General features: G+C 66.9%; 23 protein-coding genes and 2 pseudogenes. 13 read left to right on the top strand and 12 right to left on the bottom strand.

Features of this window, described 5'->3' with window-relative positions; translation table 11 throughout:
• Positions 1-272 precede the first annotated feature (272 nt).
• Positions 273-1,352: a PQQ-dependent sugar dehydrogenase gene (locus R0D99_RS10390; RefSeq protein ID WP_317748178.1), complete on the top strand. Its 1,080-nt coding sequence runs from the start codon at positions 273-275 to the stop codon at positions 1,350-1,352.
• Between the two features lie 103 nt (positions 1,353-1,455).
• Here the strand turns inward: R0D99_RS10390 and R0D99_RS10385 are convergent, their stop codons facing one another.
• Entirely contained in the window at positions 1,456-2,508 is a 1,053-nt protein-coding gene (locus R0D99_RS10385) for an extracellular solute-binding protein (protein WP_317748177.1), read from the bottom strand.
• 377 nt (positions 2,509-2,885) lie between these two features.
• Complete coding sequence (gene phaP / locus R0D99_RS10380; protein ID WP_317748176.1) at positions 2,886-3,443, bottom strand: TIGR01841 family phasin; 558 nt, start codon at positions 3,441-3,443, stop codon at positions 2,886-2,888.
• A gap of 194 nt (positions 3,444-3,637) precedes the next feature.
• On the opposite strand from phaP, the gene R0D99_RS10375 reads away from it, so the two are divergent.
• The 5 genes from R0D99_RS10375 to R0D99_RS10355 all read left to right on the top strand — a co-directional run bounded on the left by R0D99_RS10375 (position 3,638) and on the right by R0D99_RS10355 (position 8,890).
• Entirely contained in the window at positions 3,638-4,573 is a 936-nt protein-coding gene (locus tag R0D99_RS10375) for a histone deacetylase (protein WP_317748175.1), read from the top strand.
• Positions 4,570-5,019, top strand: a complete 450-nt coding sequence (locus R0D99_RS10370) for a thioesterase family protein (RefSeq protein WP_317748174.1) — start codon at positions 4,570-4,572, stop codon at positions 5,017-5,019. Before R0D99_RS10375 ends, R0D99_RS10370 begins: the two co-directional genes overlap by 4 nt.
• Complete coding sequence (locus tag R0D99_RS10365; protein WP_317748173.1) at positions 5,007-5,726, top strand: nitroreductase; 720 nt, start codon at positions 5,007-5,009, stop codon at positions 5,724-5,726. Before R0D99_RS10370 ends, R0D99_RS10365 begins: the two co-directional genes overlap by 13 nt.
• Before the next feature lie 403 nt (positions 5,727-6,129).
• Positions 6,130-7,353 (top strand): nicotinate phosphoribosyltransferase, encoded by a 1,224-nt coding sequence (gene pncB, locus R0D99_RS10360; RefSeq protein WP_317748172.1) that lies wholly within the window; start codon positions 6,130-6,132, stop codon positions 7,351-7,353.
• 94 nt (positions 7,354-7,447) lie between these two features.
• A complete protein-coding gene (locus tag R0D99_RS10355; RefSeq protein ID WP_317748171.1) occupies positions 7,448-8,890 on the top strand; it encodes a sodium:proton antiporter in 1,443 nt (480 codons plus the stop codon).
• A gap of 140 nt (positions 8,891-9,030) precedes the next feature.
• On the opposite strand, the gene kynA is transcribed toward R0D99_RS10355, so the two are convergent.
• The 3 genes from kynA to kynB form a co-directional block, all read right to left on the bottom strand.
• Positions 9,031-9,870: a tryptophan 2,3-dioxygenase gene (gene kynA / locus R0D99_RS10350; RefSeq protein WP_317748170.1), complete on the bottom strand. Its 840-nt coding sequence runs from the start codon at positions 9,868-9,870 to the stop codon at positions 9,031-9,033.
• A gap of 139 nt (positions 9,871-10,009) precedes the next feature.
• Positions 10,010-11,293, bottom strand: a complete 1,284-nt coding sequence (gene kynU, locus R0D99_RS10345) for a kynureninase (RefSeq protein WP_317748169.1) — start codon at positions 11,291-11,293, stop codon at positions 10,010-10,012.
• Positions 11,294-11,413: 120 nt separating this feature from the next.
• Complete coding sequence (gene kynB, locus R0D99_RS10340; RefSeq protein WP_317748168.1) at positions 11,414-12,043, bottom strand: arylformamidase; 630 nt, start codon at positions 12,041-12,043, stop codon at positions 11,414-11,416.
• Positions 12,044-12,218: 175 nt separating this feature from the next.
• Here kynB and R0D99_RS10335 point away from each other — a divergent pair, with 175 nt between their 5' ends.
• From R0D99_RS10335 to R0D99_RS10325, 3 genes and pseudogenes are all read left to right on the top strand, one after another.
• A complete protein-coding gene (locus R0D99_RS10335; protein ID WP_317748167.1) occupies positions 12,219-12,527 on the top strand; it encodes a FeoA family protein in 309 nt (102 codons plus the stop codon).
• Positions 12,524-14,474, top strand: a pseudogene (gene feoB, locus R0D99_RS10330) (ferrous iron transporter B). The gene R0D99_RS10335 and the pseudogene feoB overlap by 4 nt, the downstream one beginning before the upstream one ends.
• Complete coding sequence (locus R0D99_RS10325; RefSeq protein WP_317748166.1) at positions 14,474-14,662, top strand: hypothetical protein; 189 nt, start codon at positions 14,474-14,476, stop codon at positions 14,660-14,662. Before feoB ends, R0D99_RS10325 begins: the two are co-directional and overlap by 1 nt.
• A gap of 148 nt (positions 14,663-14,810) precedes the next feature.
• On the opposite strand, the gene R0D99_RS10320 is transcribed toward R0D99_RS10325, so the two are convergent.
• The 3 genes from R0D99_RS10320 to R0D99_RS10310 are packed head-to-tail and all read right to left on the bottom strand — an operon-like array spanning position 14,811 to position 17,296.
• Entirely contained in the window at positions 14,811-15,128 is a 318-nt protein-coding gene (locus R0D99_RS10320; protein ID WP_317748165.1) for a YkgJ family cysteine cluster protein, read from the bottom strand.
• A 37-nt stretch (positions 15,129-15,165) separates the two neighbouring features.
• On the bottom strand, positions 15,166-16,098 hold the full coding sequence (argF, locus tag R0D99_RS10315) for an ornithine carbamoyltransferase (protein ID WP_317748164.1): 933 nt from the start codon (positions 16,096-16,098) through the stop codon (positions 15,166-15,168).
• Position 16,099: 1 nt separating this feature from the next.
• Complete coding sequence (locus R0D99_RS10310) at positions 16,100-17,296, bottom strand: aspartate aminotransferase family protein (protein ID WP_317748163.1); 1,197 nt, start codon at positions 17,294-17,296, stop codon at positions 16,100-16,102.
• A gap of 204 nt (positions 17,297-17,500) precedes the next feature.
• Between R0D99_RS10310 and R0D99_RS10305 the strand changes: the two genes are divergently transcribed.
• Positions 17,501-17,818, top strand: coding sequence for a DUF3579 domain-containing protein (locus tag R0D99_RS10305; protein WP_317748162.1), 318 nt, complete (start codon positions 17,501-17,503; stop codon positions 17,816-17,818).
• Positions 17,819-17,967: 149 nt separating this feature from the next.
• Here the strand turns inward: R0D99_RS10305 and rpsT are convergent, their stop codons facing one another.
• The 4 genes and pseudogenes from rpsT to R0D99_RS10285 all read right to left on the bottom strand — a co-directional run bounded on the left by rpsT (position 17,968) and on the right by R0D99_RS10285 (position 21,307).
• Positions 17,968-18,276, bottom strand: coding sequence for a 30S ribosomal protein S20 (gene rpsT, locus R0D99_RS10300; protein ID WP_317748161.1), 309 nt, complete (start codon positions 18,274-18,276; stop codon positions 17,968-17,970).
• 271 nt (positions 18,277-18,547) lie between these two features.
• A pseudogene (locus R0D99_RS10295) lies at positions 18,548-19,606 on the bottom strand (SUMF1/EgtB/PvdO family nonheme iron enzyme).
• Between the two features lie 90 nt (positions 19,607-19,696).
• A complete protein-coding gene (locus tag R0D99_RS10290; RefSeq protein ID WP_416365867.1) occupies positions 19,697-20,554 on the bottom strand; it encodes a peptidoglycan DD-metalloendopeptidase family protein in 858 nt (285 codons plus the stop codon).
• Positions 20,555-20,671: 117 nt separating this feature from the next.
• A complete protein-coding gene (locus R0D99_RS10285; protein ID WP_317748160.1) occupies positions 20,672-21,307 on the bottom strand; it encodes a GntR family transcriptional regulator in 636 nt (211 codons plus the stop codon).
• Between the two features lie 203 nt (positions 21,308-21,510).
• On the opposite strand from R0D99_RS10285, the gene scpA reads away from it, so the two are divergent.
• The 3 genes from scpA to R0D99_RS10270 are packed head-to-tail and all read left to right on the top strand — an operon-like array spanning position 21,511 to position 24,402.
• Positions 21,511-23,667 (top strand): methylmalonyl-CoA mutase, encoded by a 2,157-nt coding sequence (gene scpA, locus R0D99_RS10280; RefSeq protein ID WP_317748159.1) that lies wholly within the window; start codon positions 21,511-21,513, stop codon positions 23,665-23,667.
• 41 nt (positions 23,668-23,708) lie between these two features.
• Entirely contained in the window at positions 23,709-24,002 is a 294-nt protein-coding gene (locus tag R0D99_RS10275; RefSeq protein WP_317748158.1) for a toxin-antitoxin system HicB family antitoxin, read from the top strand.
• Complete coding sequence (locus R0D99_RS10270; RefSeq protein ID WP_317748157.1) at positions 23,983-24,402, top strand: PIN domain-containing protein; 420 nt, start codon at positions 23,983-23,985, stop codon at positions 24,400-24,402. The genes R0D99_RS10275 and R0D99_RS10270 overlap by 20 nt, the downstream gene beginning before the upstream one ends.
• Positions 24,403-24,414 lie beyond the last annotated feature (12 nt).

The following is a 24,414-nucleotide window of genomic DNA, read 5'->3' as shown; positions in this document are numbered from 1 at the left end:
CCCATGCCGTCGTCCACCGATGCCCTGCAATTGCTCAGGGTTTACCCGAAATCCGCGGGCTCGAAGCAGACGTTTTGATGCAAATCAGCCTGTGGAAGGCCCGCAAACGCCGTTTGGGAACACCTGTCATTGCCGTGCCGCGCGGGCCGCCAATGGCCCACAATGGGCCAAGTGGTTCATGCAAGGGGGTTGATATGGCTTTGTCAGGTCGTCTGCTCAGGTCGCCCGGCGTGCGGATCGGCGCACTCGCGCTGGCGGCGCTGGCCCCTGCCATGGCCCAGCGCGCCGCCGAAGCGGGCGAATACGAGACGGTGGCCAGCGGGCTGCAGCACCCGTGGGCGGTGGCGTTTCTGCCGGACGGGCGGTTCCTCGTCACCGAGCGGCCCGGCCGCCTGCGCGTGGTCGAGGCAGACGGCCGCATCCAGCCACCGGTGAAAGGCCTGCCCGACGTGGCCGCGCGCGGGCAGGGCGGTCTGCTGGATGTGGTGACCGACAGCGAATTCGCGCGCCATCGCACGATCTACTTCTGCTACGCCGAGCCGGGGCCGGGCAACACCAACAGCACCGCGCTGGCGCGTGCCCGGCTGTCGGACGACGCCACGCGGCTGGAGGACGTGCGGGTGATCTTCAGCCAGCAGCCCAAGGTCAGCAGCACGGCGCACTTCGGCTGCCGCATCGTCGAGCGCATGGTGGACGGCAAGCCGGACGGCACGCTGTTCCTGACGCTGGGCGACCGCTTTTCGCGCCGCGACGACGCGCCCTTGCTGAGCAGCCACCTGGGCAAGATCGTGCGCGTGGGCAAGGACGGCAGCGTGCCCAGGGACAACCCCTTCGTCGGCAAGGCCGGCGCGCTGCCCGAGATCTGGAGCTACGGCCACCGCAACGGCCAGGGCGCCACCATGGGGCCGGACGGGCGCCTGTGGATGCACGAGCACGGCGCGCAGGGCGGCGACGAGATCAACCTGCCCGAACCCGGCCGCCATTACGGCTGGCCGCAGGTCAGCTTTGGCGTCAACTACGACGGCAGCCCCATCGGCAGCGGCAAGGCCAGCGCGCCGGGCCTGGCGCCGCCGCTGCACCACTGGACGCCGTCCATCGCGCCGTCGGGCATGGCCTTTCTGACCAGCGACCGCTATGGCGCGGCGTGGAAGGGCAACCTGTTCGTCGGCTCGCTGAAGATGCAGTACCTGAACCGCATCGAACTGAAGGGCGGCAAGGTGGTGGCCGAACACAAGCTGCTGCAGGGCCTGGGCCAGCGCATCCGCGACGTGCGGCAGGGGCCGGACGGGCTGCTGTACGTGGTGACCGACGATCCGCAGGGGCGGCTGGTCAGGGTGCTTCCAAATTCATAGCATCCGGCGCTTATCTGGCAAGCGTTGGGGCCGGATTTCATCATGAAAATGGCGCCTCGAAAGGCGCCATCGCACAGGCGGGCCGGCCCGGCTGCCGCGCGACTTACTTGAAGCCCACGCGGTCCAGCATCTGCTGCACCTTGAGCTGGTGCGCGCCCACGGCGCTGACCGGGATGGTTTCGCTCTTGAACTGGCCGCTGCCGCCGGTCATCGACTTGAGCGCCGGGTTGTCTGTCACCACGCCCTTGGCCACCGGCCATTCGTTGTTGCCGTTGGCAAAGTAGTTCTGCGCCGACGGGCTGGCCAGGTATTCGAGGAACTTGACCGCGTTGGCCGGGTTCTTGGCGTGGCGCGTCACCGCGGCGCCGGCGATGTTGACGTGCGTGCCCCAGCTGGACTGGTTGGGGAAAGCCACGCCCACGCGCTCGACCACGGCGCGGTCCTCGGGCTTGCCGGAGCGCATCAGGCGCGCCAGGTAATAGCTGTTGGTGACAGCGATCTGGCATTCGCCGCTGGCGACGGCCTTGATCTGGTCGGTGTCGCCGCCCTTGGGCGCGCGCGCCATGTTGTCGACCATGCCCTTGAGCCAGGCCTCGGCCTTCTGCTCGCCCAGGTGCTCGGTCACGGCGCTGAACAGGCTCAGGTTGTAGGGGTGCGAGCCGCTGCGGATGCACAGCTTGCCCTTGTTCTTGGGGTCGCCCAGTTCCTCGTAGGTGTCGACGTCGGCGGGCTTGACCTTGAGCTTGTCGTACACCACCAGCCGCGCGCGGGTCGAAAAGCCAAACCACGGCGTGCCGCCATCGGCCGCCGGCCTGGCGCGCAGGGTGGCCGGAATCGCGTCGTCGAGCAGCCTGGACTTGACGGGCAGGAACAGCCCGTCCTGTTCGCCGCGCCACAGGCGGGCGGCGTCCACCAGCAGGATCACATCGGCCGGCGAGGCGCTGCCCTCGGCCTTCAGGCGCGCGATGATGCCCGCGTCGTCGGCGTCCACGCGGTTGATCTTGATGCCGGTGGCCTTGGTGAAGTCGTTGTAGAGCGCTTCGTCCGTCGCGTAGTGGCGGGCGGAGTAGAGGTTCAGCTCCTGCGACTGCGCCTGCGCGGCAGCGCCCCATGCCAACGCCAGCGCGGCGGCGGCCGCGACCCATTGCTTCTTCATGCTGTGCTTTCTGGTGAATTTTCCGAAGGGGGGTGGATGATAACGCAAACGAGAATGGTTCTCAGTTATCAATGTGAATCCAACGCCAGCAGGAGGTGCGCGGTTGACGTGGCGTGAGGCCGGGGGGCGCTTCGCGCCGGCGCGGACGCAAAAAAAGGGCTGATCTCGCAATCAGCCCTTGAAGGGATCCCTGCACCCCCGGAGGGTGTCGAAAGGACCCGAGGAGACAACCAGGTGGCATCGCGGTTCGCTCGCCAGAGCAAAGCCTTTGTTTCATGGGCTTTGCTCTGGCGACTTGGCCGGGACGAACCCGGCCAAGCGCAGAGCTGGATCGGCGGCGCAGCGCTCACGGGGTGAGCAGGCCGCGCCGGGGACGATCAGCGGGCGGCTTTCTTGGCAGCGGCGCCGGCGTTCTTGGCAGCGTTGGTGGCGCTGGTGGCCACGGCGTTGAAGTTGGCTTCAGCGACGTCGGAAGCCTGCTTGACAGCCTTCTGCACCGACTCAAACGCGTTGCTGGCGGCAGCCACGGCGCTCTTCATCATGGCGACGGCGGTCTCGGAGCCGGCGGGGGCGTTCTTGGCGGCGTTGTCCACCAGGGCGGCGAACTGGGCCTGGCCTTCGGCGACCTTGCCTTCGAAGGCCTTGCTGAATTCAGCGGTCGTGCCCGAAGCGATGTCGTACAGGTGACGGCTGTAGGCAGCGGCTTTCTCGGCCATCGGCTGGAACAGGCTGGCTTGCAGGGCGATCAGCTCTTGGGCGTCCTTGACGGACAGCACGGCTTGCGTGTGCTGGGCCGACTCGGTCAGCGCGGCCTTGGTGGCTTGCAGGTTCAGCTCAACCAGCTTTTCCATGCCTTCAAAGGCTTTGGCGGTCAGGCCGTACAGGGTTTCCATGTTGGCTTTCTGGGAAGCAACCATTTGTTCGGGGGTCAGCATACGTCTCTCCTAGAGAATAGTGGATTGGAAAACTCGCTCGGGTTGCCGCTGCTGGGTCATGGTTTGATGTTGCAGCGCAGCATGGATCGAATTTTAAGGTCTCTGTCAGCGATTGCAAGCCAATTTGGTGCGCTGCAGCATTTTTAGATGTGGTGTTCTAAAGGCCGCTGCGCGCGCCGGCCCGCCGTTCCGTGATGAAAGCCTTCTACTCCACCCGCTTCGTGCTGCCGCTGCCGCCGGGCCACCGCTTTCCCATGGGCAAGTACCAGCGTCTGCGCGACCGGCTGGTGGCCGAGCAGCCGGGCGTCACCCTGGCTCAGGCCGAGCCGGCCAGCGACGCCGAACTGGCGCTGGCGCACGCGCCGCGCTACATCGCCGAGGTGGCGCAGGGCACGCTTAGCGCTACGGCGCAGCGCGAGATCGGCTTTCCGTGGAGCGAGGCGATGGTCGAGCGCTCACGCCGTTCGGTGGGCGCGTCGGTGCTGGCCGCGCGCGTGGCGCAGGCCGAGGGCGTGGCCGCCAACCTGGCGGGCGGCACGCACCACGCCAGCGCCGACGCGGGCGGCGGCTACTGCGTGTTCAACGACATCGCCGTCGCGGCCCGCGTGCTGCAGCGCGAGCAGCAGGCGGCCCGCGGGCTGGCGCGCCCGCCGCGCGTGGCCGTGATCGACCTGGACGTGCACCAGGGCAACGGCACCGCGGCCATCTTCGCGGGCGATGCGTCGGTGTTCACGCTGTCGCTGCACGGCGAAAAGAACTTCCCGTTCCGCAAGGTGGCGGGCGACCTGGACGTCGGCCTGCCCGACGGCGCAGGCGACGCCGATTACCTGGACGCGCTGGACCTGGCACTGGTTGAGCTGGACAGCCGATTCCGCCCCGACGCCGTGTTCTACCTGGCCGGCGCCGACCCGCACGAAGGCGATCGCCTGGGCCGCCTGAAGCTCACCTACGACGGCCTGATGGCGCGCGACCGCCGCGTGTTCGACTGGGCGTGGCGGCGCCGGCTGCCGCTGGCGCTCAGCATGGGCGGCGGCTACGGGCACGACATCGGCACCACGGTGCAGGTGCAGATGAACACCTTCGCCATCGCGCTGGAATACTGGCGCCGCTGGCAGAATGTCGCGCGATGAACGCCCCCGCCCGCCCCCGACCCGAGCCGCGAGCCGGCTACCGCGCCTTTCGCACCATCACCACCCGCTGGATGGACAACGACCAGTACGGCCACGTCAACAACGTTGTCTACTACAGCTGGTTCGACACCGCCGTCAACGCCCACCTGATCGAGCAGGGCGTGCTGGACACCGAAAACGGCAACGTGATCGGCTTTGTCATCGAGACCCAATGCCAGTACTTCGCGCCGCTGGCGTTTCCGCAGAACGTCGAGGCGGGCATCCGCGTGGCGCACATCGGCTCGTCCAGCGTGCGCTACGAAGTCGGCCTGTTTGCCGAAGGCGCGCCCGAGACCGCGGCCAAGGGCCATTTCATCCACGTCTATGTCGATCGCGCCACGCAGCGGCCCGTGCCGCTGCCGGCCGCCCTCAAATCCGTTCTGGAGCAACTCCAATGTCCCAAGTAAGCGCCAAGATCCACGACCCCGCCAGCGTCGACGCGGCCATCGAAAACCGCTTTTCGGCCCGTGCCTTCCTGCCCACGCCAGTGCCGCGCGAGACGCTGCACGACATCCTCGACGTCGCCCGCCGCGCGGCCAGCGGCACCAACGCCCAGCCCTGGAAGGTGTACGTGCTGCAGGGCGCCCCTAAGGACGAACTGGTGCAGAAGGTGTGCGCCGCGCACGACGAGCTGCGCCAGCACCCCGAGCTGGAAACCAAGTTCCGCGCCGACTACGACTATTACCCGCGCCACTGGGTCGACCCCTACCTGGCGCGCCGCCGCCAGAACGGCTGGAGCCTGTACGGCCTGCTGGGCATCGAAAAAGGCGACAAGGACAAGATGCACGCGCAGCACCAGCGCAACTTCCGGTTCTTCGACGCGCCGGTCGGGCTGATGTTCACGCTCGACCGCGTGATGGGGCAGGGCAGCCTGGTCGACTACGGCATGTTCCTGCAGAACATCATGCTGGCGGCCCGCGCGCGCGGCCTGCACACCTGCCCTCAGGCGGCGTGGAACGACTACGCCTCCATCGTGCTGCCCCACATCGGCGCCACGGCCGAGGAGATGCTGGTGTGCGGCATGTCGCTGGGCTGGGCCGACGAGGCGGCGCTGGTCAACACCTTCCACACGCCGCGCGAGGAAGTGGACAGCTTCACGCATTGGGTGGAGTAGGGGGCGCCGCCTTCTGGGTTGGATGCTCGATACAGGGTACCGGACGCGAAGGACGCGAAAGAAACAGCCAAAAGGCAGATTGATCTGTTTTTTTCTGCGTCCTCTGCACAATCTCTGCGTACTTTGCGTCCGGCTGTTGGATTTTCGCTGGCCAAACTGCGGCACGGTTCAAGCACGCACTGGCCTCCTGCGCTTGTCCTGCCAGCGTATAAAGCTTTCGATTGAATAGCAGATAGCGGACGCGCCATGCGTGCGCGCTGACGGCGTAGGCGCCACGCCACAGGCGATGCAAACGGCGACACAGGGCGCTCGCCAGCCCCCCGCCCTGCGCGATGACGATATCGTTACACTGCCCCGACAACGCGCGGCGCGAGGACCGCGCGGAATAACGATTGAGACAAACATGCCCGGCATCATTCAAAGCCTGCTCGACACCGACCTGTACAAGTTCACCATGATGCAGGCGGTGCTGCACCAGTTTCCGGGCGCGCAGGTCGAATACAAGTTCAAGTGCCGGTCGCCCGGCGTGCAATTGGCGCCGTACGTCGACGAGATCCGCGACGAGATCCGCCAGCTGTGCGAACTGCGCTTTACCGAAGCCGAGCTGGACTACATGCGCTCGATGCGCTTCGTCAAGAGCGACTTCGTCGACTTCCTGGGCCTGTTCAAGCTCAACCAGAAGTACATCCACCTCACGCCGCTGGACAACGGCGAGGTCGACATTCGCGTGCGCGGCCCCTGGCTGCACACCATCATGTTCGAAATTCCGGTGCTGGCCATCGTCAGCGAGGTGTACTACCGCAACACGCAGCCGGGCCTGGACCTGGCCGAGGGCCGGCGCCGGCTGGACGAAAAGCTGCGCCTGGTCGAAACGCCCGCGCTGCACGGCATCCGCATTGCCGACTACGGCACGCGCCGCCGCTTTTCGCGCGACTGGCAGCGCGAGGTGGTGCAGACGCTGAAGCAGCGCCTGGGCAGCACCGGCCAGCTCACCGGCACCAGCAACGTGCTGTTCGCCATGGAACTGGACCTGCGGCCCATGGGGACCATGGCGCACGAATACCTGCAGGCCTGCCAGGCGCTGGGGCCACGCCTGCGCGACAGCCAGGTGTTCGGCTTCGAGAAATGGGCGCAGGAATACCGCGGCGACCTGGGCATCGCGCTGTCCGACGTGTACGGCATGAACGCCTTCCTGCGCGACTTCGACATGTACTTCTGCAAGCTGTTCGACGGCGCGCGGCACGACTCGGGCGACCCTTTCCAGTGGGGCGAGCGCATGATCGAGCACTACAAGACCAACCGCTGCGACCCGCGCACCAAGACCATCATCTTCAGCGACGGGCTGACGATTCAGCGCTGCATCGAGCTGTTTGAGCGCTTCGATGGCCGCATCCAGGTGGCTTTCGGCGTGGGCACCAACCTGACCAACGATGTGGGCCCCGCGGCGCTGCAGCTGGTGCTGAAGATGATCGAATGCAACGGCCAGCCGGTGGCCAAGATTTCTGATACACCGGGCAAGACCATGGTGGAGGACGAAGGCTACCTGAGCTACCTGCGCCAGGTGTTCGACCTGCCCGCGCCACCGCCGGCGGTGCCCATCAACCGCCCGCTGCCTATCATCCGCTAGGCGGTTGCTATCTTTAGCATAGCTTCATGCGCTTGATGGACAAGCCCTGGGGCTTCATTTATTTGATGAACTGGATTTTCCGACCCCATTGCCCATGACACCCATCACCGACATTTCCACGCGTCTTTCAAGGCGCTTTGTGCGCTGGGGCGCCTTGCCGCTGATCGCCCTGCTGGCCGGCCCCGCGCAAGCCGCCACGCTGGACGGCAGCCAGTTGTCGGTGCTGTGGGCCGTGCCGTTCGTGGGCATCCTGCTGTCGATTGCCATCTGGCCGCTGGCCGGGCCAAACTTCTGGCACCACCACTTCGGCAAGATCGCGGCGGCCTGGGCGCTGGCCTTTCTGCTGCCCTTTGCGCTGATGTTCGGCCCCGGCACGGCCTGGGCTGGCCTGGTGCACGCGCTGCTGGCCGAATACCTGCCCTTCATCGTGCTGCTGACGGCGCTGTTCACCGTGTCCGGCGGCATCTACATCCGCGGCAACTTGCGCGGCACGCCGCTGCTCAACACGGCCATCCTGCTGGTGGGCGGCGTGCTGGCCAGCTTCATGGGCACCACGGGCGCGTCGATGCTGCTGATTCGCCCGCTGATCCGCGCCAACGACAACCGGCGCCACAACGCGCACGTCGTCATCTTCTTCATCTTCGTGGTCAGCAACATCGGCGGCTCGCTCACGCCGCTGGGCGATCCGCCGCTGTTCCTGGGCTTTCTGAAGGGCGTGAGCTTCTTCTGGACGGTGAGCCACATCTTCCCCGACACGCTGTTCCTGGTCGTCACGCTGCTGGTGATGTTCTTCCTGCTCGACAGCTGGCTCTACAAGCGCGAAGGCGTGCAGCGCCACGACCCGACGCCCGACGACGAGCGCTTTGGCTTCGACGGCGCGGCCAACTTCCTCCTGCTGGGCTGCGTGGTCGCGCTGGTGCTGATGAGCGGCATCTGGAAGCCGGGCGTGGTGTTCAACGTGTTCGGCACCGAAGTGGGCCTGCCCGGCCTGGTGCGCGACATCGGCATGGTGGCGGTCACCCTGGTCTCGCTGGCCATCACGCCGAAGGCGGTGCACGCCAGCAACCAGTTCGGCTGGGGGCCGATGCAGGAAGTGGCCAAGCTGTTCGCCGGCATCTTCCTGACCATCATCCCCGTCATCGCCATGCTGCAGGCGGGCGTGAACGGCCCGTTCGGCGCCGTGGTGCGCGCCGTGACCCATGCCGACGGCACGCCCAACCCGGCGATGTACTTCTGGGCCACCGGCATGCTCAGCGCCTTCCTGGACAACGCGCCGACCTACCTGGTGTTCTTCAACACCGCCGGCGGCGATGCGGCGCAGCTGATGGGCCCGCTGGCCACCACGCTGGCGGCCGTCAGCGCGGGGTCGGTCTTCATGGGTGCGCTGACCTACATCGGCAACGCGCCCAACCTGATGGTCAAGGCGATTGCCGAAGACCGCGGCGTGAAGATGCCCAGCTTCTTCGGCTACATGGCCTGGAGCTTCGGCATCCTGGTGCCGCTGTTCGTGATCGTTACCCTCCTGTTTTTCCGTTGACCGCCGCCTGAACAGCCGGACGCGAAGGGCGCCAAGGTTCCGCGAAGGACGCGAACGAAATCCATGAAGGTTTTCTTTGCGACCTTCGCGGGTTTTCGCGTCCTTCGCGTCCGAATGTGGCGTTCTGATCGAGCGCTGAATTACAGATCCGTTCTTAAGCGCCACAACTCGGGAAACAGCACCACGTCCAGCATCTTGCGCAGGTAGCTCACGCCGCCGGTCCCGCCCGTTCCGCGCTTGAAGCCGATGATGCGTTCCACCGTTGTGACGTGCCGAAAGCGCCAGAGGCGGAAGGCGTCTTCCAGGTCGGTGAGTTTTTCGCCCAGCTGGTACAGGTCCCAGTGCTGCTCGGGCGCGCGGTAGACCTGCAGCCACGCGGCCTCGACGGCGTCGCTTTCGGGGTAGGGCTGGGTCCAGTCGCGTTGCAGGTGGTCGGCCGGCACGGCAAGGCCGCTGCGCGCCATCAGGCGCAGCGTTTCGTCGTAGAGCGACGGCGCTTCATAGAACGACTGCACCAGCGCCAGCCGCTCGGGGTGGTGTGCATGGGGCTTCAGCATGGCGGCGTTCTTGTTGCCCAGCGCGAATTCGATGCAGCGGTACTGAAAGCTCTGGAAGCCGCTGGACGGCCCCAGGTAGGGGCGGATGGCGCTGTATTCCGGCGGCGTCATGGTGCCCAGCACGTCCCACGCGTGCACCAGCTGTTCCATCACGCGGCTGGCACGCGCCAGTTTCTTGAAGGCGGGCGGCAGCCGGTCGGCCCGCACATCGCCAATGGCAGAGCCCAGCTCGGTCAGCAGCAGCTTCATCCACAGCTCGCTGGTCTGGTGCTGGATGATGAACAGCATCTCGTCGTGCGCAGGCGACAGCGGGTGCTGCGCGCTCAGGATCTGGTCGATGTGCAGGTAGTCGCCATAGCTCATGCTGCCGCTGAAGTCGAGCTGGGCGCGTTCGGTGTGGACGATGGACTCGGGGGTGGTCATGGCGGGTGGGTTTAAAGTTTTTTTGAACGCAAAGGGCGCGAAGGTTTCGCAAAAGAACGCAAAAATCAGATATCAAAAAATGCAGCTTCTTTTGCAACTTTTGCAGCATCTCTGCGTCTTTTGCGTTCAAGGACGGGTTTCAAGTCACCGCCAGCTTGCGGTTGAACTGGGGCAGCGCGTACTCCTGGTTCAATAGCACCTCGCGCAGTGCCTGCACCGCCTGCCACACGTTTTCATGCGAAAGATAGAGCGGCGTGAAGCCAAAGCGCAGGATGTCGGGCTGCGCGGCGTCGCCCGCGCGGAAGTCGCCCACCACGCCGCGCGCAATCAGCGCCTGCACGATGGCGTAGGCGCTGCCAGCGGGCAGTTGTTCGGTCGGCGTCAGGCACACCTGCGAGCCGCGCTGGGCGTGTTCGCGCGGGGTGACCAGGGTGAAGGCGCCGGGGCACAGCTGCCCAACCCATTCGATGAACACATCCGTCAGCGCCAGCGACTTGGCGCGCAGCGCGGCCATGCCGCCGAATCGCTCGGCTTCGGCAAACACGTCCAGCGCGCAGTCCAGCGCCGACAGGCTGACGATGGGCTGCGTGCCGCACTGAAAGCGCGCGATGCCTGCCGCGGGCTGGTAGCCGGGTATGAACGCGAACGGCGCGGCGTGCCCCCACCAGCCGGCCAGCGGCTGCCAGAAGCGGTCGACGTGGCGCGGGTGCGCCCACACAAAGGCCGGCGCGCCGGGGCCGCCGTTCAAATATTTGTAGCCGCAGCCCACGGCGTAGTCGGCGTCTGCGCCCGTCAGGTCGACCGGCACCGCCCCCGCGCTGTGCGCCAGGTCCCACACCATCAGTGCGCCCGCGGCGTGCGCGGCGGCGGTGACGGCGGCCATGTCGTGCATGGCGCCGGTGCGGTAGTTGACGTGGGTGAGCATCAGCACGGCGACATCCGCGCCCAGGCTGGCTGCGATCTCGTGCGGCTCCACCAGCTTCAGCGTGCAGCCGCGCTCCTTGCACAGCGCCTCGGCGATGTACAGGTCGGTCGGGAAGTTGCTGCGTTCGCTGACGATGGTGCGGCGCCCGGGCGCGTCTTGCGCGGCCACGTGCAGCGCGGCGGACAGCACCTTGTAGAGGTTGGTCGACGTGGTGTCGGTGGCCACCACTTCGCCTGCACCCGCGCCGATCAGCGGCGCGATCTTGTCGCCCACGCGGCGCGGCAGGTCGAACCAGCCGGCGCTGTTCCAGCTCTGGATCAGGTCGCGCCCCCATTCCTCGGCCACCACCTGCGCCACGCGCGCCGGCACCGCGCGCGGCAGGGCGCCGAGCGAGTTGCCGTCGAGGTAAATCACGCCTTGGGGCAGGTCGAACAAGTCGCGCAAGGCGCGCAACGGGTCTTGTGCATCCCACTGCTGGCAATCAAGCAATGTCGTCATGTCTGCTCTCAAATAAATAGCTTTCGGCGCTTGCTGTATAAGCGCAAGCGCCCGATTTCATTCAAAAAAACCTTCTGCGGCTTTCGCGCAACCTCTGCGCCCTTTGCGTTCAAAAAACTGTCAACCCAACCCCCGCAACACCGCCCGCACCGGCGACGCGTCCGCCGTCATCAGCTTCAGGGGCAGGGCGATCAGTTCGTAGTCGCCTTCGGGCACGTCGTCGAGCACCAGGTTTTCCAGCACGCGCACGTCGCGCCGGCGAATGACCTGGTGCGCGTCCAGCGTCTTGCTGTCCGCCGGGTCGATGCTGGCGGTGTCGATGCCGATCAGGCGCACGCCGGCATCGGCCAGGCGCTCCACCGTCTCGGGCGCGAAGGCGGCCAGCCCGGCGTCCCACGCATCGACCGGCATGCGCGCGTAGGTTCTGACCAGCACACGCGGCGGCAGCCCTTGTGTGGCGTGCGCGAGGTGCTCCCAAAGAATGAGCGGCCGCACGCCGATGGCGTCGATCACGCGGCACGGCCCCAGGTAGGGCGCCAGGTCGACCGCGCCAATCGCCGCGCCGGCCGGGTCGTAGTGCAGCGGCGCGTCGGCATGCGCGCCGACGTGCGGCGACAGCGTGAGCGCGCTGACGTTGACCGGGCAGCCGGGGCCGATCTGCGCGCCCCATTGCTGGGCGTAGGGGGTGTCGCCCGGAAACACCGGCGAGCCGGCGTGCACGGGGGGTGAGATGTCCCAGAGATGGCGCATGCTGCGCACCTTAGTGCTTTGGCGGCGGCGTGGTGTCGGTTTATTCCAACTGGCGGCGGCTTTTGCGCTCCGGAATTTCCCGCGGGGCGGCGTGCACCGGCGCTGACCTGAGTCAACGTGGGGCGTCATCGGCCGGTTTTAAAATGAGAATCATTGTCATTCAATAGGTTTGTGGATGGAAAGCGCGCGATCTGCCGTCGCTGACGACGCGGCGACCCTGCCGGTGTCGCTGCTGGCGCTGCCCGTGGGCGCGCGCGCCGTGATCGAACGCCTGCAGCGACCTGCCGACGCGGACGACCGCGAAGTGCTGCTGCGCCTGATCGAGCTGGGCTTTCTGCCCGGCGAAACGGTGCGCATCGTGGCCAAGGCGCATGGCGGGCAGGGGCCGGTGGCGCTGCGGCTGGGCGGTCAGTCGACCTTTGCGCTGCGCGCGCGCGAAGCCGCGCTGATCGGCGTGCGGCACGTCGAGGGGCCGGGCGCATGAACCGTCCGCAGGACGCGGCCGCCCCGGCCTTGAGCGCCGGGCACGTTGCCGAACCGCGCGTGCTGGCCAGCAGCGCGCGCCCCTTGCGCGTGGCGCTGCTGGGCAACCCCAACTGCGGCAAGACGGCGCTGTTCAACCTGCTGACGGGCAGCCGCCAGAAGGTGGCCAACTACGCCGGCGTGACGGTCGAGCGCAAGGAAGGCCGCCTGCTGTCACCCACCGGGCGCGAGGTGCGGGTGCTGGACCTGCCCGGCGCGTACAGCCTGAACGCGCTGAGCCTGGACGAGGAGATCACACGCGACATCGTCACCGGCCGCCGCGCGGGCGAGCCGCTGCCCGACCTGCTGGTGTGCGTGGTCGACGCCACCAAGCTGCGGCTGAACCTGCGCCTGGTGCTGGAGGCGCAGCGCCTGGGCCTGCCGCTGCTGGTGGCGCTGAACATGACCGACATGGCCGAGCGCCTGGGCATCCAGGTCGATGCCGAGCGACTGTCAAAGGAACTGGGCGTGCCGGTGCTGCCCACGGTGGGCGTGCGCGGCGGCGGGGCCGATGCGCTGGTGGCGGCGCTGGACGCCTACCGGCCGCCGCTGATCGGCCGCGCACCGCGGGTGGCGGCAGACCCCCCCCGGCATCGAAGACGTGATGCTGACGCAGCGCGCCGTGCAGCAACTGGTGGCGGATTGCGTGCGCTCGCCAGCCCGGCCGCTGGCGCGCGACGACGCCGTCGACCGCGTGCTGCTGCACCCGGTGTGGGGCATGCTGATCCTGGGCGCGGTGCTGCTGCTGATGTTTCAGGCCGTGTTCAGCTGGGCGCAATGGCCCATGGAGGGCATCAAGTCCGGCATGGACGCCGCAGCGTCCTGGGTGCGCGCCCACATGGCCGACGGGCCGCTGCGCAGCCTGTTGGCCGATGGCGTGATCGCCGGCGTGGGCAGCGTGCTGGTGTTCCTGCCGCAGATCCTGATCCTGTTCGCCTTCATCCTGGCGCTGGAGGATTCGGGCTACCTGCCGCGCGCGGCTTTTTTGCTGGACCGCGTCATGGGGCGCGTGGGGCTGTCGGGGCGCTCGTTCATTCCGCTGCTGTCCAGCTTTGCCTGCGCCGTGCCCGGCATCATGGCCACGCGCACCATCACGCACTGGCGCGACCGGGTGGTCACCATCCTCATCGCGCCGCTGATGACCTGCTCGGCGCGGCTGCCGGTGTATGCGCTGCTGATCGCCGCGTTCATTCCGCAACGCCGGGTGGCGGGGCTGTTCAACCTGCAGGGGCTGGTGCTGTTTGCGCTGTACGTGGCGGGCATCGTCAGCGCGCTGTGCATCGCCTGGGTGTACCGCCTGTCGGCGCGCGGTGGCAACGCCCGGCCCACGCCGCTGATCATGGAACTGCCCGCCTACCGCTGGCCCAGCCCGCGCCAGCTGGCCTTCGGGCTGTGGGACCGGGCACGCATCTTCCTGCAGCGCGTGGGCGGCATCATCCTGGCGGTGATGGTGCTGCTGTGGTTTTTGTCCAGCTATCCGGCCGCACCTGCAGGCGCCGAAGGGCCGGCGATTCTGCACAGCTACGCCGGCCGCATCGGCCTGCAGCTGCAGAAGCTGCTGGCGCCGGTCGGCTTCAACTGGCAGATTGCCATTGCGCTGGTGCCCGGCATGGCGGCGCGCGAAGTGGCGGTGGGCGCGCTGGGCACGGTGTATGCGCTGTCGGCCAGCGGTGACGACGTGGCGGCCCAATTGCAGGGCCTGCTGGCGCACGGCTGGAGCCTGGCTACCGCGCTGGCGTTGCTGGCGTGGTACGTGTATGCACCGCAGTGCGTGTCGACGCTGGTGGCGGTGCGGCGCGAAACCAATGGCTGGCGCTGGCCGCTGATCATGCTGGTGCAGCTGTTCGGGCTGGCCTATGTGGCGGCGTTCGTCACCTACCGCGTGGCGCTGGCCTGGGGAGCCGGGTGATGCAGCAGGTGGTGGTGGCGCTGATCGTGGCGGTGGCGGCGCTGTATGCGCTGTGGCACTTCATGCCCGCGCGCTGGCGCAAGTCGGTGGCGGCGCGCCTGGGGCTGGGCGCGGGCGCGGGGCAAGGGGGGTGTCACGATTGTGGCGACTGCACTGCCTGCCCGCCGCCTGGCGTCAAGAAAAAATAGGCGCCAGCGCTTGTCAGTCAAGCGCTGGTAGCTAGTTTATTGATAGTGACCTGGGCATGGTAATCAGCGGTTTCTGGCTCCCTTCCCCCAGCGGGGGAAGGAGCCAACAGCCGCACATGGGTCAGCTCCAGAGAGTCCTGACCACGCCTCAAGCGGCGTGCTCCATGCCATGCTGGCGGCGCGCATGCAGGCAGGCGTCCGAGCCGGCATCGAACTCGCGGCAGGGCGAGGGGCGCCATTCATAGATGCCGCAGCGCACGCGCTGGCCCACCTGCCCGCCCAGCGCCGCGCAGCGCGGCCGCAGGTGGTCGGTACCGCGCAGGCGGCACAGGCTGGTCGTCAGGCGTGCGGCCAGGCCGTCGGGCACCGGGCCGCCTTCGGACTGCAATTCAATGGCAGCAAAATCGACTCGAAAGCTGGCACAGCACGCCCCGCAGGACAGGCAGTCTTCTTGGCGCGGGCGCATGGCGCGGAGACGTTGTGGGACGTGCGTGCAGCGGCGCTCAGTCCAGCCGGCCCAGCAGCAGGTATTCCATCAGCGCCTTCTGCACGTGCATGCGGTTCTCGGCCTCGTCCCACACCACCGACTGCGGGCCGTCGATGACGTCGGCGGTGACTTCCTCGCCGCGGTGCGCGGGCAGGCAGTGCATGAACAGGGCGTCAGGCCGCGCGGCGCGCATCATGTCGGCGTCGACGCACCAGTCGGCAAAGGCCTTGCGGCGGGCGTCGTTCTCGGCCTCGTAGCCCATCGACGTCCAGACGTCGGTGGTCACCAGATCGGCGCCTTCGCAGGCCTTGCGCGGGTCGGCAAAGTTCTGCCAGCCCTTGCCGCTGCCGTTGCCGTCCAGCGCGGCCAGTTGCGTGTCGACCTCGTAGCCGCGCGGCGTGGACACGCGCAGCGTGAAGCCGAGCAAGGAGGCGGCCTGCGCCCAGGTGTTGGCCATGTTGTTGCCGTCGCCGATCCAGGCCACGGTCTTGCCCTGGATCGGGCCGCGGTGCTCGATGAAGGTGAAGATGTCGGCCAGGATCTGGCAGGGGTGGTATTCGTTCGTCAGCCCGTTGATGACCGGCACGCGCGAATGGGCGGCGAACTGGTCGATGCGGCCCTGCTCGAAGGTGCGGATCATCACGATGTCGACCATGCGGCTGATGACGCGCGCCGTGTCCTCGATCGGCTCGCTGCGCCCCAGCTGGCTGTCGCCGCTGGTCAGGTTGACCACGCTGCCGCCCAGCTGGTACATGCCCGCCTCGAAGCTCACGCGCGTGCGCGTGCTGGCCTTCTCGAAGATCATGGCCAGCGTGCGGTCGCCCAGCGTGTGGTGCTTCTCGTACGCCTTGAACTTGCGCTTGATGAGGGCCGAGCGCGCGAACAGGTAGGCGTAGTCATCCGCCGTGAAATCGGCAAACTGCAGGTAATGCTTGATGGGCGCGCTCATTTCATTCTTTCAGGAAGGCCTCGATCAGCGGCACCAGGATGCCCACCATCTCGTCCGCCTCGGCCTCGGTCAGGATCAGCGGCGGCACCAGGCGGACCACGCTGTCGGCGGTCACGCTCAGCAGCAGGCCGGCGTCCAGCGCACGCTGCGCCAGCACGCCGCACGGCTTGGTCAGCTCGATGCCAATCATCAGGCCCTGGCCGCGCACTTCCTTCACGCCGGGGTTGCCGGCCAGCGCCTTCTGCAGCGCGGTCTTCAGGTGCGCGCCCACCTTGGCGGCGTTGTCCAGCAGGCCTTCTTCTTCCATGATGCGGATGGTCTCGACCCCCGCGCGCATGGCCAGCGGGTTGCCGCCAAAGGTGGTGCCGTGGTTGCCGGGCTGGAAGATGTTGGCCGCCTTCGGCCCCGCCACCACGGCGCCGATCGGCATGCCCGAACCCAGGCCCTTGGCCAGCGGCATCACGTCCGGCTTGATGCCCGCCCACTGGTGCGCAAACCACTTGCCGGTGCGGCCCATGCCGCACTGCACCTCGTCGATCATCATCAGCCAGTCGCGTTCGTCGCACAGCTGGCGCAGCTGCTGCAGGTAGTCGATGCGCATGGGGTTGATGCCGCCTTCGCCCTGGATGGTTTCGAAGAACACGGCCACCACGTTGGGGTTGCCCTCGGTGGCCTTCTTCAGCGCCTCGATGTCGTTCATCGGCACGCGGATGAAGCCTTCGACCAGCGGCTCGAAGCCTTTCTGGATCTTGGGGTTGCCGGTAGCGCTGAGCGTGGCGATGCTGCGGCCGTGGAAGGCCTTTTCGTACACCACGATCTGCGGGTTGGCGATGCCCTTGTCGTGGCCGAACTTGCGCGCCAGCTTGAGCGCCGCCTCGTTGGCCTCCAGCCCGGTGCAGCAGAAGAACACGTTGGTCAGGCCCGAGAGCTCGGTCAGCTTCTTGGCCAGCACCTCGGCGTTGGGCACGTGGTAGTAGTTGCTGCTGTGGATGATCTTGCCGATCTGGTCCTGCAGCGCCGGCACCAGCTTCGGGTGGTTGTGGCCCAGCGTGTTCACGGCAATGCCGCCCAGGCCGTCCAGGTAGCTCTTGCCGTTGACGTCGAACACGCGGCAGCCCTGGCCATGATCGACCGCCATCGGCAGGCGGGCGTAGGTGTTCATGGTGTGGGGCGAGGCGGCTTCGATGTGCGCGGTCACGGGCGGCTCCTTGATGCGTGAACAATAAGAATCGGGCCCACAGGCCCGCTGAAGCCGCATTCTAGGTCGCCGCTCCGGCGGCTTTGTTGCCAGCTTCGCATCACTGCAATGCGTGCGCTGCGGGGCTGGATTCAGTCTTATATAAGATACAATTTTCGTTGCACCGCAACATGCCACAAGCGTGCCCGGCGGTGTCAGGAAACGATGACGCCCACACCCACCAGTAACGAGATCTTCATCCGCGGCATCACGCGCGACGGCCGCACCTTCCGCCCCAGCGACTGGGCCGAGCGCCTGGCGGGGGTGATGGCGCAGTTCCGCCCCGGCGGCGCCAAGGGGCCGGGTGGGCACATCAGCTATTCACCCTGGTGCGTGCCAACCACGCTGGACGGCGTCAAGGCCGTGGTGGTGCACCGCGCCCTGAAGGACCACGAACCCATGGCCTGGGACTTCGTGATGGGTTTTGCGGCCGACAACGAACTGCAGGTCATCGAGGCCTGCCTGATACCAGACCGCCCCTGAGTCGCCGGCGGCGCCTCGCCCACGGAACAACGCCAACAAAAAACCGCCCGAAGGCGGTTTTTGCTTTTTGCCGACAGCGCACCCGATTCAAACGGCGGTGGGGCATTGCATGGCTGCATGCCCCGACCGGGCTGTTTGCCTGAAATCCGTCAGGCGGCGGCGGGCTGGGTGGCCAGGGTCTTGACCTTGGCCGACAGGCGGCTCTTGTCGCGAGCGGCCTTGTTTTTGTGGAAGATGCCCTTGTCGGCGACCGAGTCGACCACCGACTGCATCACCGCGAAGGCGCTCTTGGCCTTCTCGACGTCGCCGGCCAGAACGGCTTTTTCGACGTTCTTCACCGACGTGCGGTATTTGGAGCGCAGCGAGGTGTTCGCAGCGTTGAGTTTGACGTTCTGGCGGGCGCGTTTGCGGCCCGATGCCAGGCGGGGGTTCTTCTTCTTGGGCTTACCAGCGGCCATGGAAGTATTCCTTTAATGGTTTGTGGATGTTGTCGGCAAAACCTTCGATTATATATTGATCCGGTTGATATGAAGCGCGGCAGGTGGCGGATGACGGCCCTCCGCCGCACCAGGGGCGGTGCGCCTGCGATGAGTGACCCGCTTGGTGGTAACGGGGTGCCATAGCCCACAGTCAAGCCAATTGGCCGCGAACCAGTTCCTGCGAGAACGCCGTGGTTGGGCTACCAGTGCTGTCCTCCACAAGGGCAGCCGCGCAGCGCCTCAGGGAGCGTCATTTTTCGCGCACCAGACGGAAGCCCACCAGCACGTAGCGTGTCTCCGGCGTGTTCCAGTTGCGGAAGGCCACGCGCGAATACAGCGGCCAGCTGTGTCAGGAGCCGCCACGGCGCACGCGCGCGTTGCCGTCGGCGGGGCCACGCGGGTCATCGATGGGTGAGCGGGCGTAGTAGTCCTCGCCATACCAGTCGGCGCACCATTCCCAGGCGTTGCCGATCATGTCGTACAGGCCGAACGCATTGGGCTGGTAGCTGCCCACCGGCGCGGTGAAGGGGTAGCCGTCGGTGCCGTGGCCGGCCTGCTCGCGCCAGCGCGGCCAGCGCAGTGCGGTTTCGCGGTCGAAGGTGTTGGCGGTCTTGAGCAGCACGTCGGGGTGATCGCCTGCCGGGTAGCGCGTGCGCGAGCCGCCACGCGCGGCGTATTCCCACTCGGCCTCGGTGGGCAGGCGGTAGACCGCGCCTTCCTTCTGGCTCAGCCAGGCCGCCATGGCCACGGCGTCGTTCCAGGTGACGTTGACCACCGGGTGGCGGTCGGTCTGCGCAAAGCCGGTGTTCAGCCACGAATAGCGCACATCGCGCCCTTCGAACAGGTCGCCGCGTTCGGTCCGCGAGGGGTCGTAGTTGGCGTTGAAGCCGTAGGCGCCGGTGCCGTCGCGGATCGATTCGGGTACGTAGCCCGAGGCCTGCACGAACTGGCGGAACTGCCCCACCGTGACCTCGTGCGCGCCCATCCAGAAGTCGCGCGTGATGCGCACGCGGTGCACCGGACGCTCGTCGGCCAGGTCGGTCAGGCGCTTGGGGTCGGCATGCGGAAAGGACTTGGCCAGCGCTTGCGGCGACTCGTCGCTGCCCATCATGAATTCACCGGCCGGGATGCGCACAAAGCGGATGCCAACGCTGTCGGTAAAGGGCTGGTCGGGGCGGACGCTGGCGCGCACCGGCGGGGCCAGCACGGGCGGTGGCGATGCGCAACCGGCCAGTGTGGCGGCCAGCAGCAGCGACGAGACGGAAAGGGCGCGCCGCAGCGGCGACAGCGAGGTAGTGGATTGAGGCATGACGGGGCGATGCTCGCAGCGGCGCCGGGCGATGTCAACGCGGACAAGCACGGGGTGGCGGCGATCCGGCAAGGTGGGCCAGCACCGGCCCTAATCGATGAACAGCGCCGGATCGACCGAGGCGCGGTTGAGGCTGACCGTCCAGTGCAGGTGCGGGCCGGTCACGCGGCCCGTGGCGCCCACGGCGCCCAGCCGCTGCCCGGCGGCTAGGCGGTCGCCAGCCTTCACGTCGATGCGGCTCAGGTGGCACATCATCGACAGCAGGCCGCCGCCATGGTCCAGCCACACCGTCTGGCCGTTGAAGAAGTAGTCGCCCGTGTCGATGACGGTGGCGGCCAGCGGCGCGACCACCGGCGTGCCCGTGGGCGCGGCAATGTCCATGCCGCTGTGCGGGTTGCGCGGCTGTCCGTTGAAGAAGCGCCGCAGCCCGAACGAACTGGAGCGCCGCCCGGGGCAGGGCACGCGCATCTTCAGGTCACCCGCGGGCGGCGCGCTGAAGGTGGCAATGACGCCTTGCTGGTGCACGCGCTCGCGCTCGTGCCGCGCCAGGTCCTCGGGCGACAGGTCGACGGTGCGGGGCGACACCTTCAGGTGCTGCTCGGTGTAGCGCTTGGGCGTCACGGTGTAGTCCAGCAGGCGCTCACCATCGGGCGCGGCCACGCGGATGTGCGCCGTGCCCGGCGTGGCCGACAGCGGAATGCCGACCAGCGCCGTCCAGACGATGGGGTCGCCCACCACCAGCAGCGGCGCGTCGTCGGCGAAAGCCCGTGGCCGCGTGGCGGCGGGGCCCAGGTCGATGCGGGCCACGCCGCCCGGCACCACGGCGTGGCGCGGCCAGGCGGCGTCGGTGGCGGCCCGTGCGGCCCAGGGCGCGCTCAGGCCGGCCAGCGCGCCGCCGGCGATCAGCACGCAGCGACGGGTGGGCGAAGAACGTGAAATAGGAGTCATAAGGTCAGCGAGCGCACGTGGGGACTGCGAGGCAAGCTACCAATACTATAGCCATTGCGCCACGCGCTGGCGGGCGCGGGCCGGTCGATGCGGCGTGTGGTGCGCCGCCGCGGGGGGTCAGCTGGCCGCGTCCAGGCCGCCCTGCATGTGCACGCGCATGCAGGCCGCCGCGCCGACGGCGTCGCGCGCGGTCAGTGCCGCCATCAGCGCGCGGTGTTCGGCCAGCGATTGCGCGGGGCGCCCGGCCTTCTGCAGCGAATGCTGGCGATGCAGCTTCATCACCTTGCGCAGGTCCTGCACCATCTGCAGGCGCCAGTGGTTGTCGGCCAGTTCCAGCAGGCGCAGATGGAAGGCTTCGTTGAGCGCAAAGAAGCGCGCCGTGTCGGGCAGGGCGGTTTCCAGGTCTTGATGCAGCGCCGCCAGTTCGGCCAGTTCGGCATCGCTGGCGCGGCCGGCGACGGCGCTGGCGGCATCGGTTTCGAGCAGGGCCAGCAGGTGGTACACGTCGGCCAGGTCCTTGGGCGATGTCTGGGTCACGTAGGCGCCGCGCCGCACCTTCATGGTCACCAGCCCTTCGGCAGCCAGCACTTTCAGCGCTTCGCGCAGCGGCGTGCGGCTGATGCCCATCTGCTCGGCAATGCGCAACTCGTCGATCCAGTCGCCCGCCGCCAGTTCACCGGCGAAGATGCGCTGGCGCAAGCGCTCAGCCACTTCTTCGTAAAGTGCGCGAGGGGCAAGTCGGGCCGTGGTCATGCGGGTCAAAAATTTCTGGCGCATTGTAAGCTTGGCCGGGGATTTTGAATTAATAATTACGGAAAACAAGGGCGGGTGGCCAACGCTGGCGTGGGTCAGCAGCCACGCGCGGCCCGCACCCGCCCTGCTGCGGTGGCCTGCCGGGCGCAGGCGCCCTGTTCAAGCCGATTTTTTCTGCCGATCGTCATCGAGAGTCGAACACCATGAGCCATTCGTCGTCCGAATTCAAACCCGCCACGCTGGCCGACTGGCAAAAGGCGGCGCAGAAATCCGCCCCCGGCGGCAACGTGGACGCACTGGGCTGGCTGACGCCCGACGGTATCACCGTCAAGCCGCTGTACACGGCGGAAGACACGGCGAACCTGCCCTACGCCAACACGCTGCCGGGCTTTGAGCCCTTTTTGCGCGGCCCACAGGCGACGATGTACGCGGTGCGGCCGTGGACGATCCGCCAATACGCCGGCTTTTCCACTGCGGAGGAATCCAACGCCTTCTACCGCAAGGCGCTGGCTGCCGGTGGGCAGGGCGTGTCCGTGGCGTTCGACCTGGCCACGCACCGGGGCTACGACAGCGACCACCCGCGCGTGACGGGCGACGTGGGCAAGGCCGGGGTGGCCATCGACAGCGTGGAGGACATGAAGATCCTGTTCGACGGCATTCCGCTCGACAAGGTGAGCGTGTCGATGACGATGAACGGCGCGGTACTGCCCATCCTGGCTGGCTACATCGTGGCGGCGGAGGAGCAGGGCGTGAGCCAGGACAAGCTGGCGGGCACGATCCAGAACGACATCCTCAAGGAGTTCATGGTTCGCAACACCTACATCTACCCGCCCGAGCCGTCGATGAAGATCATTGGCGACATCATCGAGTACACGGCCAAGAACATGCCGAAGTTCAACTCGATCAGCATCAGCGGCTACCACATGCAGGAAGCCGGCGCCAACCAGGCGCTGGAGATGGCGTTCACGCTGGCCGACGGCAAGGAGTACGTGAAGACGGCCCTGGCCAAGGGCATGGACGTGGACGAGTTCGCAGGGCGCCTGTCCTTCTTCTGGGCCGTGGGCATGAACTTCTATCTGGAAATCGCCAAGATGCGCGCCGCGCGCCTCTTGTGGTGCCGGATCATGAAGGAATTCAACCCGAAGAACCCGAAGTCCCTGATGCTGCGCACGCATTCGCAGACCAGCGGCTGGTCGCTGACCGAGCAGGACCCCTACAACAACGTGGTGCGCACCACCATCGAAGCGATGGCGGCCGTATTCGGCGGCACGCAAAGCCTGCACACCAACAGCTTTGACGAGGCCATTGCGCTGCCCACCGAATTCAGCGCCCGCATCGCGCGCAACACGCAGCTCATCATCCAGGAAGAGACGCACATCACCAACGTGGTCGACCCGTGGGCCGGCAGCTACATGATGGAAAAGCTGACGCAGGACATGGCCGATGCTGCGTGGGCCATCATCGAAGAAGTCGATGCCATGGGCGGCATGACCAAGGCGGTGGATTCGGGCTGGGCCAAGCTCAAGATCGAAGCCGCGGCTGCCGAAAAGCAGGCGCGCATTGACAGCGGCAAGGACGTGATCGTCGGCGTCAACAAGTACAAGCTAGCGAAAGAAGACGCCATCGAAATTCTGGAGGTGGACAACGTGAAGGTGCGCGAATCGCAGATCGCGCGCCTGAACGATATCAAGAAAAAACGGGACGCAGCGCAGGTGCAGCGAGCGCTTGAAGCTATTACAAAGATAGCGGATAGCGGGCAAGGCAACCTGCTCGACGCCGCCGTGAAGGCGATTCGCGCCCGCGCCACGGTGGGCGAAATCAGCGATGCGATGGAAAAAGTCTTTGGGCGCCACCGCGCCGACACGCAAAAGGTGACCGGTGTGTACGCAGCCGCCTACGACTCGGCCGAAGGCTGGGACAAGCTCAAGAAAGAAATCGCCGACTTCGCCGACGAAGAAGGCCGCCGCCCGCGCGTGATGATCGCCAAGCTGGGCCAGGACGGCCACGACCGCGGCGCCAAGGTGGTGGCCACGGCGTTTGCCGACCTGGGGTTTGACGTGGACATCGGCAGCCTGTTCCAGACGCCCGAAGAATGCGCGCGCCAGGCCGTCGAGAACGACGTGCACGCGGTCGGCGTCAGCACGCTGGCTGCCGGCCACAAGACGCTGGTGCCGGCCATTCTGAAAGCGCTGAAAGAGCAGGGCGCCGACGACATCATCGTATTCGTCGGCGGCGTCATCCCGCGCCAGGACTACGACTTTCTGTACGAGGCAGGCGTCAAGGGCATTTACGGGCCGGGCACGCCGATTCCGGCCAGCGCGAAGGATGTGCTGGAGCAGATCAGGAAGGCAAAAAGCTGAGATTGTGATACAGTAATACGGTATTTCAATTGGAGTGTGCCATGGCTGTTTCTGTTCGCATGAGCCCTTTGCTGGAGAAGGAGCTGGAGTTGGCCGCCCAGCGAAAGGGCGTGACCAAATCGCAATTCATCATTGAAGCGGTGGAGCGCGCGCTGGGACGCAGGAATCCGTATGAACTGATGCTGCAGGCCAAAGCCGAAATGGCGCAAGACCCACACAGCGCGGCGCTGTCCGAGGCCTTTGTCGCCGAGCATCAGATAGCCTACGACACCGAACGATCGCGCGCCGACCTGATCGCCAAGCTCAGAGCCAAGCATGGCCTCCGCGCTGATTGATGCCAGCGCCATGGTGGCAGCCTTCGGCACGAATGAGCCCGAAGGTTCGCGTTATCAGGATCTGCTGGCGCTGGCCGCGCTGGAGAACTGGACGCTGTGGACCACCTGGGCCTGCGTGGCGGAGGCGACTTATCTGGTGCCGCCGCCCAACCGCTTTGCCTTGCTCAACTGGCTGGGTCGCGGCGCCGTGTCGGTGTTTCCGTTCGACCAGGCCGCCTTGCTGGACTTCGTGCCCGTCATGCAGCGCTACACCGAGCGCCCGCGCACTGAGATGGACCTGGCCGATGCCTCGCTGTACCAGTTGGCGGCGGACACCGGCGTCACGCGCATCATGACGATGGATCGGCGGGACTTTTCGCGCTACCGCCTGCCCGATGGCCAGGCATTCGAGATCCTGTAAGCGGCTGCCTGC

The sequence above is a fragment of the Ottowia sp. SB7-C50 genome (assembly GCF_033110285.1).
Classification (GTDB): Bacteria; Pseudomonadota; Gammaproteobacteria; order Burkholderiales; family Burkholderiaceae_C; genus Ottowia.
Note: the sequence above shows the minus strand (reverse complement) of the source record. Positions and strands in the feature narration are given on the sequence as shown.

What these genes read in the sequence shown, in the direction of transcription:
- R0D99_RS10390 (WP_317748178.1), top strand. Translation starts at nt 273, where the DNA reads ATGGCCCAGCGCGCCGCCGAAGCGGGCGAATACGAGACGGTGGCCAGC.
- R0D99_RS10385 (WP_317748177.1), bottom strand. Translation starts at nt 2,508, where the DNA reads ATGAAGAAGCAATGGGTCGCGGCCGCCGCCGCGCTGGCGTTGGCATGG.
- phaP (WP_317748176.1), bottom strand. Translation starts at nt 3,443, where the DNA reads ATGCTGACCCCCGAACAAATGGTTGCTTCCCAGAAAGCCAACATGGAA.
- R0D99_RS10375 (WP_317748175.1), top strand. Translation starts at nt 3,638, where the DNA reads ATGAAAGCCTTCTACTCCACCCGCTTCGTGCTGCCGCTGCCGCCGGGC.
- R0D99_RS10370 (WP_317748174.1), top strand. Translation starts at nt 4,570, where the DNA reads ATGAACGCCCCCGCCCGCCCCCGACCCGAGCCGCGAGCCGGCTACCGC.
- R0D99_RS10365 (WP_317748173.1), top strand. Translation starts at nt 5,007, where the DNA reads ATGTCCCAAGTAAGCGCCAAGATCCACGACCCCGCCAGCGTCGACGCG.
- pncB (WP_317748172.1), top strand. Translation starts at nt 6,130, where the DNA reads ATGCCCGGCATCATTCAAAGCCTGCTCGACACCGACCTGTACAAGTTC.
- R0D99_RS10355 (WP_317748171.1), top strand. Translation starts at nt 7,448, where the DNA reads ATGACACCCATCACCGACATTTCCACGCGTCTTTCAAGGCGCTTTGTG.
- kynA (WP_317748170.1), bottom strand. Translation starts at nt 9,870, where the DNA reads ATGACCACCCCCGAGTCCATCGTCCACACCGAACGCGCCCAGCTCGAC.
- kynU (WP_317748169.1), bottom strand. Translation starts at nt 11,293, where the DNA reads ATGACGACATTGCTTGATTGCCAGCAGTGGGATGCACAAGACCCGTTG.
- kynB (WP_317748168.1), bottom strand. Translation starts at nt 12,043, where the DNA reads ATGCGCCATCTCTGGGACATCTCACCCCCCGTGCACGCCGGCTCGCCG.
- R0D99_RS10335 (WP_317748167.1), top strand. Translation starts at nt 12,219, where the DNA reads ATGGAAAGCGCGCGATCTGCCGTCGCTGACGACGCGGCGACCCTGCCG.
- R0D99_RS10325 (WP_317748166.1), top strand. Translation starts at nt 14,474, where the DNA reads ATGCAGCAGGTGGTGGTGGCGCTGATCGTGGCGGTGGCGGCGCTGTAT.
- R0D99_RS10320 (WP_317748165.1), bottom strand. Translation starts at nt 15,128, where the DNA reads ATGCGCCCGCGCCAAGAAGACTGCCTGTCCTGCGGGGCGTGCTGTGCC.
- argF (WP_317748164.1), bottom strand. Translation starts at nt 16,098, where the DNA reads ATGAGCGCGCCCATCAAGCATTACCTGCAGTTTGCCGATTTCACGGCG.
- R0D99_RS10305 (WP_317748162.1), top strand. Translation starts at nt 17,501, where the DNA reads ATGACGCCCACACCCACCAGTAACGAGATCTTCATCCGCGGCATCACG.
- rpsT (WP_317748161.1), bottom strand. Translation starts at nt 18,276, where the DNA reads ATGGCCGCTGGTAAGCCCAAGAAGAAGAACCCCCGCCTGGCATCGGGC.
- R0D99_RS10290 (WP_416365867.1), bottom strand. Translation starts at nt 20,554, where the DNA reads ATGACTCCTATTTCACGTTCTTCGCCCACCCGTCGCTGCGTGCTGATC.
- R0D99_RS10285 (WP_317748160.1), bottom strand. Translation starts at nt 21,307, where the DNA reads ATGACCACGGCCCGACTTGCCCCTCGCGCACTTTACGAAGAAGTGGCT.
- scpA (WP_317748159.1), top strand. Translation starts at nt 21,511, where the DNA reads ATGAGCCATTCGTCGTCCGAATTCAAACCCGCCACGCTGGCCGACTGG.
- R0D99_RS10275 (WP_317748158.1), top strand. Translation starts at nt 23,709, where the DNA reads ATGGCTGTTTCTGTTCGCATGAGCCCTTTGCTGGAGAAGGAGCTGGAG.
- R0D99_RS10270 (WP_317748157.1), top strand. Translation starts at nt 23,983, where the DNA reads ATGGCCTCCGCGCTGATTGATGCCAGCGCCATGGTGGCAGCCTTCGGC.